Annotated in this window: 9 protein-coding genes; 8 read left to right on the top strand and 1 reads right to left on the bottom strand. The window is 45.3% G+C overall.

Translation table 11 applies throughout. The features are described from left to right. Nucleotides 1-3: 3 nt before the first annotated feature. The gene (locus JSY36_RS08220; RefSeq protein WP_122899290.1) at nt 4-783 is read left to right on the top strand and encodes an N-acetylmuramoyl-L-alanine amidase family protein; all 780 of its coding nucleotides are present in this window, start codon (nt 4-6) and stop codon (nt 781-783) included. Nucleotides 784-1,083: 300 nt separating this feature from the next. Here JSY36_RS08220 and JSY36_RS08215 read toward each other — a convergent pair whose 3' ends face one another. After that, nucleotides 1,084-1,995, bottom strand: coding sequence for an Nmad3 family putative nucleotide modification protein (locus tag JSY36_RS08215; protein ID WP_205165988.1), 912 nt, complete (start codon nt 1,993-1,995; stop codon nt 1,084-1,086). Between the two features lie 387 nt (nt 1,996-2,382). Between JSY36_RS08215 and JSY36_RS08210 the strand changes: the two genes are divergently transcribed. The 7 genes from JSY36_RS08210 to JSY36_RS08180 all read left to right on the top strand — a co-directional run bounded on the left by JSY36_RS08210 (nt 2,383) and on the right by JSY36_RS08180 (nt 11,834). After that, nucleotides 2,383-4,914: a PIG-L family deacetylase gene (locus JSY36_RS08210; protein WP_205165987.1), complete on the top strand. Its 2,532-nt coding sequence runs from the start codon at nt 2,383-2,385 to the stop codon at nt 4,912-4,914. A gap of 207 nt (nt 4,915-5,121) precedes the next feature. Further along, a complete protein-coding gene (locus JSY36_RS08205) occupies nt 5,122-6,342 on the top strand; it encodes an ROK family transcriptional regulator (RefSeq protein WP_205165986.1) in 1,221 nt (406 codons plus the stop codon). Between the two features lies 1 nt (nt 6,343). Beyond that, nucleotides 6,344-7,828, top strand: a complete 1,485-nt coding sequence (gene argH, locus JSY36_RS08200) for an argininosuccinate lyase (RefSeq protein ID WP_205165985.1) — start codon at nt 6,344-6,346, stop codon at nt 7,826-7,828. Between the two features lie 18 nt (nt 7,829-7,846). After that, nucleotides 7,847-9,163, top strand: a complete 1,317-nt coding sequence (locus JSY36_RS08195) for an extracellular solute-binding protein (protein WP_122899299.1) — start codon at nt 7,847-7,849, stop codon at nt 9,161-9,163. A gap of 57 nt (nt 9,164-9,220) precedes the next feature. Continuing rightward, a complete protein-coding gene (locus JSY36_RS08190) occupies nt 9,221-10,171 on the top strand; it encodes a carbohydrate ABC transporter permease (RefSeq protein WP_205165984.1) in 951 nt (316 codons plus the stop codon). A gap of 16 nt (nt 10,172-10,187) precedes the next feature. Then, a complete protein-coding gene (locus tag JSY36_RS08185; RefSeq protein ID WP_122899303.1) occupies nt 10,188-11,003 on the top strand; it encodes a carbohydrate ABC transporter permease in 816 nt (271 codons plus the stop codon). A gap of 369 nt (nt 11,004-11,372) precedes the next feature. After that, nucleotides 11,373-11,834: a GNAT family N-acetyltransferase gene (locus tag JSY36_RS08180; RefSeq protein ID WP_205165983.1), complete on the top strand. Its 462-nt coding sequence runs from the start codon at nt 11,373-11,375 to the stop codon at nt 11,832-11,834. The last annotated feature ends 195 nt before the right edge of the window (nt 11,835-12,029 follow it).

The following is a 12,029-nucleotide window of genomic DNA, read 5'->3' as shown; positions in this document are numbered from 1 at the left end:
AAGATGACAAAATTAGTATGGTTGGATGCAGGACATGGGGGAAACGATCCGGGAGCTACGGGACATGGATTATTAGAGAAGAATCTGTGCCTTGACCGTGTTCTGAGGATGCAGCAGATTTTTGATGAATATGAAGGGGTTCATACCCTTTTAACACGCAGTACCGATGTGTTTGTGGACCTGGAAGTCCGGGCCCAAAACGCCAATAATGCAGGAGCAGATGTCTTTATCAGTGATCATAAAAATGCCTTTAACGGATCTGTCCGCGGTTTCGAAAGTTATATCTGGAATGGCGGGGTAAGCCAGGTAACCCGTAACCTTCAGACAGCCATTCATAACCGTGTTGCTGCGGCACTCGGCAGCTACAGCCTGCCGGATCGCGGCCGAAAAGAAGCCAATTTCAGTGTCCTCCGTAATACTTCAATGCCTGCAGTTCTTCTTGAAGAGGCGTTTATTGATAACATCACAGACAATAACCTGATGCGACAAGCCGCTTTTAAAGAAGCCTACTGCCGGGCTGTAGTGGAAGGAATTGCAGCTCACCTCGGCCTGCAAAAACGGGAAACCGGCACACAGATGGTGGTTGTTGAAGTTGATACACTGAACGTATATTCACTACCATCCTGGGATGATGAGGCGATCGCCGGAACCGTATTCAAAGGTGAGGCGTTTACCATTGTCGAACGGGTAGCCGTCCCCGGCAGCACCACAGATATGTACCGCCTCCTGAGCGGGCTTTATATAACAACGGATCCAAACCTAGTGAGGGTAATCAATATCTGAGGAAGACCTGCTCCAGGCAGAGGCTGCTCCTCTGCCTGTTTTATGGTGCCTGTCACCACCCAAATTTTGTCGAAATCGTAGTCTGATATTCAAAGATTGAGTGGCGGTCTCATTAGTGAACATCAGTTTACCGAAGAGTCCCTCTCCAGGATTACTATATTAACAGAATCATCAAACTGATCCCCGATTCCCCAATTTACTTTTAGAGCTGCTAATTTGGCCTCACATTAAGTCAATGTTCATAGGATAGCCTTTCATAAAAAAACGGAGCTTCGGGACACTGGCCGAAGCTCCGTTTTTTTAACCATCTGCTGCACTTATATTATCTGCATTCCGCTTAAAAAGCTGCCTTAGCCACGCTTCGCCCGCCGCGGATAACTCAGTGACATACTCCTGGCCTCTTCCTGTTTTAACCGTGCAAAAGTCATCACCAAGGTCAACCCACGAGTTCTTGTAAGCCTGGGTTAGCTGCTTGTAGAAACACTTCGGCAACAGCCATTCACTTTTGTTTCGATCTTTACTCCTTGAAAGAAGCAGACTGTCATTCAGTGCAGTAAAGTAACCGCAGCCGGGGACCTCCAAATCCTCGAACAGCCACTCTTCCGGTGTATAAATAAAATTCAGTTTCTGAAAAGCAGATTCTGTTAGATGGGGGTGGTCGCCGAGGTTATATTCCTCTGCCGCCTGAAGGGCCTTGTCATAGTTATCAATCCGCTCTTTAACCTTCATCCACCCGTAAAAATAGTGCCCAGAGTAGTGATTATGTATCGATTTAAACCCTCCGAAGAAAAGGAAAACAGAACCCGCACCAACCTCCTGCTTTAAAAGGTGCGGTGCAGCGTTGGACTGACCGAATCCCTTTCCTATCTTCAACCCGCTCCCTCTCTCCATCCACGGCGGCTCTCCAAGCATAGGGTCAAAGTGGGCTGACAGTCCCACGTCATCGATTGAACACGCTTTGCTATTTCCCATTTTAATCCGATTATGGCCCAACAGCCTTTTATACAACTCACTCAAGTTCCCGGCTTCGTACTTGGGGTTATTAAAATAATCTTCTTTAATCCGGACATCTGCATAATTGATTGTATTGGAATAATGATTCTTTTTTTCAGGGATCGGGAACCAAATATACCTGCCCGAATGATGATCATATGGAGAAAAACAACCGCCGCTGCCAGTATCAAACCCTTTTCTGCTCAGGACCAACTTCATGTGAAATCCCTCTTTTCAATTCAGGTTAACTCATCCATTCCACAATAACCTTTTTAATCCTTCCAAAGTAATGAAATTATATAACGGTTGTATCAACGAAGCACAACCACCGCCCAGCCCCCACGATCCTAAAGTCCCACCCTCAATTCACCTGGATATTGTCGATTCCAGTCACTTTATCTCCACTCATCACCCTCTATGTCTAATCATCCAAATATAACCATCTTTTTACCTACCAATAATTAGTAAATAATACATTTCTAAATATTCTGTAAATTATATATGGTTAAGTTAGTAAGGAAACCTTACTTACTCAATCCATGCTTTGAAAGGAGGTCAAAGGACGCAATCTGACATCGAACATCCAAAACTAAGGAGGTTTTTTGATTGAAGAAACCGATAATTGGCGTTTTGTTAAGTTTTTTGCTTCTCCTGTCCATCCTTATCCCTCAGGCCCCTCTTACTTCAGCCGATGATGAACCCGATCAGGATTTGTGGAAAGCCATTACTCAACTTAAAACGACAACAAGCTTTATGAATACAGGGGCTCACCCCGATGATGAAAGAAGCCACCTTCTCGCTTACTTATCCCTCAAAGAAGGGGTGCGCACGAGCAGTAACATCGCTAACCGTGGCGAAGGCGGCCAGAATGAAATCGGCCAGGAGCTTGGCAATGGTCTCGGGATTATCCGATCTGAAGAATTAATTGAAGCTTCAGAGGTGACCAATGTGGATTTGATTATTCTCAGTGAAGATACGGATGACCCGATTTATGACTTCGGATTTTCAAAGACTCCTGAAGAAACCTTTGAAGAATGGGGAGAAGAACTGACCTATGAACGTTTTATCCGCTCAATTCGTGAAGAACGGCCTGAGATCGTCTTCCCTTCCTTCCTTGATGTTGATACACAGCATGGCCACCACCGGGCCATTACGATCCTATCATTAAGAGCATTTGATGACGCTGCTGATCCATCTGTATTCCCTGAACATATGGATGAAGGATTAACACCTTGGCAGATTAAGAAAATGTACCTCCCTGCAGTTGATAACAATAACCCAACCCTATCCATAGAAGTAGGTAACGAGGTCGACCCGATTTACGGAAAAACATATGCCCAGCTTGGGGAAGAGTCCAGATACCTTCACAAAAGCCAGGGAATGGGACGCGATCTGCCGGTTGCACCCCTATATGTAAACCTCGATCTTGTGAAATCCGTCAATGATATTCCTGAGACAGAGGACTCCATTTATGACGGCCTTGACATTACGTTTAAAGAAGCTGCCGAACAGCTTTCCGGCTCCAACAACCAGATCAGAGGCGTTCTTCTTCAAGCAGATCGCGCTCTGAATAAAGTGATTAACCAGTTTCCGGACCGCGGCCAGACGCTCCTTGCTGCACACGATGCTCTTGAGGACATCGAAAATGCAAAAAAACGGATCGCTTCAAGAAACATTGATCCCGAATTACAGGAAGACCTGCTGTTCAAGCTGGAAGTCAAACAAGACCAGCTGACCGAAGTCAGCCAGGTGGCCTCTTCATTGGATGTTTCTGTAGACGTGGAGAACGCTGCTCTCACAAGAGGCGGAACCTATACGGTTTCTGTACAGGCTGAGAACAATGGGGACCAGACCCTTAACGACGTCGAACTCGGATTAAATACACCTGAAGATTGGACAGTACAAGGAAGTTCCACTGCTCAATCCTTAACTCCAGGCGAAACAAATGAAGTGCAATATGAAGTGACTGTTCCTGAAGATGCTGAATTTTACCACCCGTATGCACCTTTCATCCTCTCTGCAGATGTGTCGTATGCAGTTAACGGACAAGGTGTAAATTACCACGTAAATCCTGAGGACACTGTAGCTGTTTTACCTGACGTAGCCGTTCACATTACACCCGATCAGATTTCGATCAACGAACTTGATGTGCCGGATGATGTACAGGTGGACATGACATTGACGAACTATGTAAACGGGTCGGCGGAAGCGTCAGCCTATCTTGATATTCCCGATGGATGGGAAGTCAGTCCATCAGAAGCGGAAGTTGAGTTTAGTGAACAACTGGAAACACAAAACGTAACGTTCACCCTTTCTCCTCCGGAAGAGAACGTTGATGACGAATTCAATGTAGAAGGACTTGTGGATGTGAACGGCAGTACGTTCAACACCACGGTGCAGCTGATCGATTACGATCACATCCGAACGCAGTATTACCTTTATGATGCAGAAGCTTCGGGCATTTCCTTTGATCTGGCCATCCCGGATGGGTTAAAAGTCGGCTACATTGACAGCGGGTTTGACCGTATCCCTGAGTACCTGCAAAACATCGGGATTGACTTAACCCTTCTCACAGACGAGGAAATTGCCAATGGCGACCTTTCAGAGTACACCACGATCGTTCAGGGAATCCGATCCTTCCGAGGCCGTGATATCCTGGCACAGGAAAACGACCGGCTGCTCAACTTTGTAAATAATGGCGGCCACCTGATTGTGCAGTATCATACACCAAATGACGGCTGGGATGATGCGAAGCACGCACCGTACCCAATCGAAATCGGTGTACCGTCGATTCGCTGGAGAGTGACAGATAAAAACTCAGACGTTGACATCTTTAACCCTGAGCATGAACTCTTCACCTACCCAAATGCGATCTCCGATTCCGACTGGGAAGGCTGGGTTCAGGAACGGGCACTCTATTTTCCGATGAGCTGGGATGACAGGTACGAAACCTTTATCGGTATGAAAGATCCCGTTGACCCTGAGCCATATACAAGCGGCATTCTGATGGCAGAGTATGGTGAGGGAACCTACATGCATACGAACCTGGTCTGGTACCGTCAGATTCAAGGTCAGGTTCCTGGCGGCTACCGCTTATTTACCAACCTGATGAGCTATCCATTAGCTGCCGAAGAATAAACCAACAGCTCTAAAGGGTGTTCTTTAAGTCCAAACTTAAGGAACACCCTGCTGTTTTGTAAATTCAGTAATAAACTAAATATTTATAAAATTAAAAATATTAATTGACAAATATTAGCCAAAACCCTAACATATAGTTAAGTTAGTAAAGTTTACGAACTAACACACTAACAACAATCTACTCATCAAGTGCAAGGGGCCATGCTTATGAACCTAAAAAAAACAAGCACGCCTAACTACCTGAAATACCTGAATAAAAAGAAGATCCTGAGATATGTGCGGGAAAATGATGAACGCTCCCGTGCCGACATTGCGCTCGCCCTCTCGATCAGTAAGCCTACGGTCTCCTCGATTGTAGATGAGCTGATCGAAGACGGCTGGATCGAAGAAAAAGACAGCCTAGTTGCCAGTTCTTCGGGCGGAAGGAAACCTGTTCACTTATCTTTCAGCCCCGACTCCCGCCTTATAGCAGGAGTAGATATTGGCGGAACGTATGTAGAAATAGGGATCTTGAACCTGAATGGTACGATCCTTGCCAAAGATCGTTTTGAAACGCAACCCGCTCTGAAGAACAACATCATCAGGAAAGTTGGTGATTGTATTCTCAAGCTTCTCGGGGAAATCAACAGAACCCCTGAGAATGTAATGGCTGTAGGAGTAGGAGCACCAGGTATTACCGATACCGACAAAGGCACCGTTCTTGAGGCACCGAGTCTCGGGTGGATTGATTATCCCCTGAAAGAAGCTGTCGAAAATGAACTTGGTCTACCTGTTTATATTGATAACGATGTGAATGTCGGTGTTCTCGGTGAGCAATGGAAAGGGAAAGCCAAAAATGCAGACCATCTGATTCTCATTACCCTTGGTACCGGGGTCGGTTGCGGCATCATTGTCAATGGCAGCCTATACAGAGGCTCTTCTTTCGCGGCCGGCGAAATCGGCTATATGGTAACGGATAAAAATGAAGCAAATGAAGAATATGATGAGATTTTTGAAGGCTACGGATTTCTCGACAGCCATGTAGGCGGCCCTTCGATTGTAAAGCGGATGAAGAAAAAGCTTGAGGAGCTTTCACAAGACTATCATGGTTCTTACGACAGTGAAAACCTGTCAGCGAAAACCATCTTTCAGCTCGCTAAAGACGAAGATCCGATTGCCACTGAAGTGATAAAGGAAACAGTCGATCACATCGCCTATGCACTGGTCAACGTCGTATGCATTTTCAACCCTCAATGTGTGATCCTGGGCGGCGGGATTTCAAAGTCAGGTGGCTGGTTTCTTCCCCGAGTGAAAGAAGTATTAAGCAGACACCTTCCTCTTAAGACCGAAATTTCAGTAACAGAACTTGATAATGTGTCCGTTATCGGAGCCGGAGCACTCTGTTTAAAAGAACATGAATCATTACTTAAAAGTGAAGGAGTCATGTAGCATGACATCTCGATCACCTCTTTATATTCAAGACACTTTGAATCCTTTATTTGATTTTACAAAAGAGCATTTTTACTCGTATATCATGGAAGTGAATCTTGCTCACGTGATGATGCTTAATTCAACAAAAATCCTCTCGGACAAGGATGCAGGCACCATTCTTGAAGCCACACTGGCTCTTAAAAGAAAAGGATATGAAAAAGAATACAATCCACAGTTTGAAGATCTTTTCTTTATGATTGAACATGACCTGGCCCAGGAGATTGGTGACGATCTGGTCGGGAATATGCACCTTGCCTTCAGCCGTAACGATATGGATACCACAATCTTCCGAATGCTGTGGCGGCAAAAGACAGCGGAATGGATCGATAAATTAATTGACATGAGAACGCTTCTGCTGGAATTGGCAGAAGAACATAAACACACCATCATGCCTGCCCACACACATAACCAGCAAGCACAGCCGACAACACTGGCTCATTACCTTTTGGCTGCTGAGCAGAACCTCAAACGCGACACCGAAAGAGGCATCGCTCTCTATGACAGAATAAACGTGTCTCCAATGGGGGCCTGCGCCCTTTCCACTACAGGCTTTCCGATTGACAGACAGCAGATAAGTGATCAGCTTGGCTTCTCCTCACCAATGACAAACTCCTATGACGCCATTTCCGCATCAGACTTCATGCTCGAATTTGGAAGCGCTTTATCTATATCCCTAAGTACGTTGTCACGCTTCGTCTATGACTTAATGTTTATGGCTACAAGCGAAGTTAGCACGCTCAAACTTAACGATCAGCACGTACAGACATCGAGTATTATGCCTCAAAAACGAAACCCATCCGCTCTGGAACATACACGCGCTTCAATCAGCAAAGCAATCGGAAACCTTCAAAGCTGTTTTACAGTAGCCCACAGCATCCCACTCGGAGATATCGTGGACATTGGAGATGACATCCAGCCTGTACTGATGTCGGGCTTTACCAGCGCAAACAACATTCTCTCCATCTTAAATGAAATTCTCGAGAATGCCACCTTTGAAAAAGAGACCTTATATGAACGCACCAGGGAAGGATTTTCAACAGTGACTGAACTGGCAGACGTACTGGTGAGAAACCACCATATCTCCTTCCGCTCAGCCCATAAGGTTGTCAGCTCCCTTGTGAGTCACCTAAACAGGGAGGATTCTGATATCCGCAGTGGAGATGCCCGGCTTGTTTGCACCATCGCAAAAGAAACCATCGGTGCTGACCTTTCCCTAACTGAGGAGGAATACAAAAAAGCCATAGATCCGACTTCTTTCATTGAAGTAAGAAATGTTAAAGGCGGTCCTTCTCCTCATGCAGTAAAGGAGCAGATTAAAGAGTGCAAAACGAAGGCTGACAAGGATTCAGAATGGGTTATGGAAACTTTCCACAGCCTGCGTGATTATGCCAGTCGTCTTGAAAAATCCGCTGAGCTGTGTGTAAAGAATAACTATTCAGTTTAAAACAAGGGGGATATAAAAATGAAAAAGGGATTATTGAGTGCAGGCTTACTCTCACTGGCTGTTCTGGCCGCAGCATGCGGGGATGCAGAAACAGATGGTGCAACCGAGGAAAATGGAGAAAACGGAGAATCCGGTGACGAAGATGTGGTTGAGATTGAATACTGGCAATATCATTTCGATTCAAAAGTGACATTAATCGATGATCTGATTGAAGAGTTTGAAGCCGAGAACCCCGACATTAAAGTATCGCAGACCACCTTCCCCTATGACCAATTTAATGAGCGGGTAGCAGCACAGGTTCCTGCAGGACGAGGTCCGGATGTGATTAATCTATTCTACGGATGGGTTCCCCGTTATGTCGACTCCGGTTACCTGCAGCCGTTGCCTCAGGATGCTTTTCCACATGATGAAATTGAAGATGAGTTTTTCCCGATGGTTGAATCCGTCAAGCTCGATGATGAGTATTGGACGATTCCAACAGCCGTAAGAACCATTGCACTCTTTTACAATAAAGACATGTTTGAAGAAGCCGGACTTGATCCGGATCAGCCACCACAAACGTGGGATGAACTTGTGGAGTATTCCATCCAGCTTACAGAAAGAGATGACAACGGCCGTCTTCGTCAGGCAGGAATGGCCTGGGAGCCAAGCCAGCAAGGACACCACTGGTTCCGGGATGCCCTTATTTACCAGGCAGGCGGTGAAGGGTTGAGTGAGGACCGCCGTACGATTCTCTGGGATGAAAGCCCTGCAGGCCTGGAGGCATTCAAGTACTGGCTCGACTTCCCAATGACGCATGAAGTTGCCGAACGAGACTTTTACACCGATGACGTAACCGCGTTTATGACAGGAAACGCTGCTATGAATATTGACGGCTCATTCCGTGTTGGTACGCTTCAGGCAGACGCACCAGACTTAAACTACGCGATTGCTCCACTGCCGGCAAAAGACGAGCAATCAACACAGGCATCATTCTGGAGTAACGGAATCACACGAAACGTTGAAGGAGAAAAGCTCGATGCCTCTGTTAAGTTCCTTCAGTTCCTCACAAGTGACGACGTGATGGAGCGCTGGCTCGAAGCAACAGGAGAGCTGCCTGCTAAAGAAAGTGTAGCCCTGCAGGATGAATACCTGGAGCACGATTTATACGGTGCATTCATTGAGCAGCTCCCATATGCCAACGCCCACTTCTTTGTGGATGAAAGCCGCGAACGCGATCTTGCCATCCAGGCAGTAGACCGTGTCCTGCTTCAAGGGGTCGAACCGGAAGAAGCATTCGAAGAGTTTGTTGAATCTACTCAGGAACTCTTCGATGACTATTGGGAAAACCGCTGACACTACTCGAAAGGCCGGCCTTTGAGTCGGCCTTTCTTCTAACAGGAGGTCCTTTTCATGGCTGACACATCACTGGAAACCAATCAACCACTGAAACCAAAAGCTAAAAAGCCGCGTTCACGGCTCACCCTAAAACAAAGCAAATACATGTTTGTTTATTTGTGTTTGCTCGTGCCACTCATCTTTTACGTGACGATCCGATTCATACCAACGCTGTATACGTTCAACATCGGCTTTCATGAGTGGAATATCCTCTCTCCTGAAAAGCCCTTTGTAGGGATGGATAATTACGTTGCTCTGTTTCAGGATCCGGTATTCAGAAAGTCCTTATTCAATACGTTTATCTTCATCGCCTTTGGTGTAACCGGACAAGTCGTTATCGGTTTAGGCGTGGCCTTGCTGCTGCAGCGCATCAACACGTTCGTCGGTATTTTCAGGGTGATTTATTTCATTCCCTATGTAACCAGCATTGTAGCCGTAAGCTGGGTTTTCCGCTGGCTGTTTATGAACAACGGGTTTGTCAACGAGATGCTTACAAACCTCGGACTGCCTGCACAACTGTTCTTAAACTCACCCAATCAGGCCATTTATATCATAATCGCCACCATGGTCTGGCAGGCACTCGGCTTTCAGATGGTCATCTTCCTTGCCGGCCTTGAAAATATACCAAAAATATTCTACGAAGCAGCAGAAGTGGACGGAGCCAGCAGCTGGCATAAATTTAAATCCATCACCCTCCCGCTGCTCAATCCAACGATTGTCTTCTCCGTTGTTATCGGAAGTATCAACTTTATTCAGGTATCCTTTACACAGGTTGTGAACATGAGTGTCGACAGCGCGGGCGGACCGCTCCAATCAACCCTTACAATCGTGGTTTACATTTATCAGCTTGCATTCAGACAGTTCAGTATGGGTATGGCTTCCGCCGCCACTGTTGTTCTGTTCCTGATCGTCCTGGCGACCACTGTGATTCAAATGAAAGTGCTGTCGAAGAAATTTGACTACTAGAGGGGAGTGCACATAGATGAATAAACGAGCAAAATCGATCATCGTATATACATTATTGATCTTAGGATCCATCCTCATGATCTTTCCGTTTATCTGGATGGTTTCCACTTCCCTCAAGACACCACTTGAAGTGTATTCCCTGAGCATCATTCCGGATAATCCGACATTCGAGAACTACCGGAGAATCTTTCAGGACACGTTGTTTGGAAAGTGGTTTATTAACAGTTTAATTATCGCCGTTCTCACCACAATCAGCGTAGCTTTCTTTGACACACTGGTGGGCTACATTATCGCTAAATTTCAGTTTATCGGTAAAACAATCATCTTCATTGCCATTCTCAGTACATTAATGGTACCAACAGAAATGCTCATTATTCCATGGTACCTCATGAGTTCCGAATTCGGATGGACCGACAATTACTGGGGCCTGCTCTTTCCCGGTCTTATGACAGGATTTGGCGTCTTCTTAATGAAGCAGTTCATGCAATCCATCCCGGACGATCTTCTGGACGCAGCCCGGGTAGACGGTTTGGGAGAGTTTAAGATTTTCTGGAAGATTGCCATTCCGCAAGTGTGGCCTGCAATCTCAGCCCTTTGTATCTTCACCTTCCTGAGTAACTGGAACGCCTTCCTCTGGCCGCTCATCGTCCTGGAGTCACCGGAGATTTTCACACTCCCTGTAGGTCTCTCCTACTTCGCATCAGGAGAGTTCGAATCCCGCTGGGAGCTGATCATGGCAGGTGCTACTATCACCGCCCTGCCATTGATTCTCGTATTCTTCTTCCTGCAAAAACATATTATTAAGGGAATTACGCTTACGGGGATGAAATAAAAATCAGAGGCTTAACCTTTAGGGGTTAAGTCTTTTTTTGTGGAGCCCGGGGTGATGAGAGGTGATAATCAGGCTTTGTGTAAAGATATGCCGTTTTTATATTAAGATTTTCCGGCTGAATATTAATTTATGACGGATTGGTGTTAAGATAACCAGATCCGCATCCATTTTTCTTCCAATTCGTCAACCTCTCCTCTTCATTAGACTACCTCAGCATTCCTGCAACGCTGCAAAATGGTAGCAGGCTGAAATTACTGAATATCTATTAATCATGTATAATCGTAATAATTACTTGCCAATTGGAAGATAGCTTTTCCGAAACAGATATACAAGCGTACATCACAAAGAAAGAAATTAGGAGGAACCTATATGGAAATTATTGAATTGCAAGAACGGAATGACCTGTTTGAAAAAGCAGTTCAAATATTCTGGGAAGTATGGGGAAACGACCATAATTACAAGTTTTATGAAGATGCTATACAGCACTCTTGCAGCATAGCTTCAGATATTCCTTGTTTTTATGTGGCAATTGAAGAAGGCGATATCATAGGGACATACGCATTATTAAGAAATGACCTCAATAGCCGTCAGGATTTATGCCCTTGGCTCGCTTGTTTATTTGTGTCAAGTGAACACAGGGGAAATGAAATAGGTTCCAAGTTATTACAACACGGCTTAAAAGAGGCAGCGAAAAAGGGATATGATAAGCTTTATCTATCCACTGACCTTGAAGGTTATTATGAGAAATACGGATGGAAAAATAGCGGCATAGTATATGGAGTAAGTGGCGGGCATATCAAGCTGTATGAAAAATACACCGGTTTAAAATAAACAAAATCTTAACTACGTCAGCTAAAAATATACCGATCTTTTTTGAAATTTATTGATGATTTGTCGTATTCGTTTCTGTCCTTAAAAGAAGCCTGGATTTGCATTATTCAGGCTTCTAAACTATTACTTTTGAGTGAATGCTTTGGTAGATTTCAGAAGACAAACCGAGAAAATGAAAGCAAAAGAACCGCCCCC

Origin of the sequence: Alteribacter salitolerans (assembly GCF_016901055.1) — a bacterium.
GTDB classification, from domain to species: Bacteria; Bacillota; Bacilli; order Bacillales; family Salisediminibacteriaceae; genus Alteribacter; species Alteribacter keqinensis.
This window is presented reverse-complemented; position numbering and strand designations above follow the sequence as displayed.

Bases quoted from the DNA above. Each gene is read 5' to 3' on its own strand.
- JSY36_RS08220 (WP_122899290.1), top strand. From the start codon at position 4: ATGACAAAATTAGTATGGTTGGATGCAGGACATGGGGGAAACGATCCG.
- JSY36_RS08215 (WP_205165988.1), bottom strand. From the start codon at position 1,995: ATGAAGTTGGTCCTGAGCAGAAAAGGGTTTGATACTGGCAGCGGCGGT.
- JSY36_RS08205 (WP_205165986.1), top strand. From the start codon at position 5,122: ATGAACCTAAAAAAAACAAGCACGCCTAACTACCTGAAATACCTGAAT.
- argH (WP_205165985.1), top strand. From the start codon at position 6,344: ATGACATCTCGATCACCTCTTTATATTCAAGACACTTTGAATCCTTTA.
- JSY36_RS08195 (WP_122899299.1), top strand. From the start codon at position 7,847: ATGAAAAAGGGATTATTGAGTGCAGGCTTACTCTCACTGGCTGTTCTG.
- JSY36_RS08190 (WP_205165984.1), top strand. From the start codon at position 9,221: ATGGCTGACACATCACTGGAAACCAATCAACCACTGAAACCAAAAGCT.
- JSY36_RS08185 (WP_122899303.1), top strand. From the start codon at position 10,188: ATGAATAAACGAGCAAAATCGATCATCGTATATACATTATTGATCTTA.
- JSY36_RS08180 (WP_205165983.1), top strand. From the start codon at position 11,373: ATGGAAATTATTGAATTGCAAGAACGGAATGACCTGTTTGAAAAAGCA.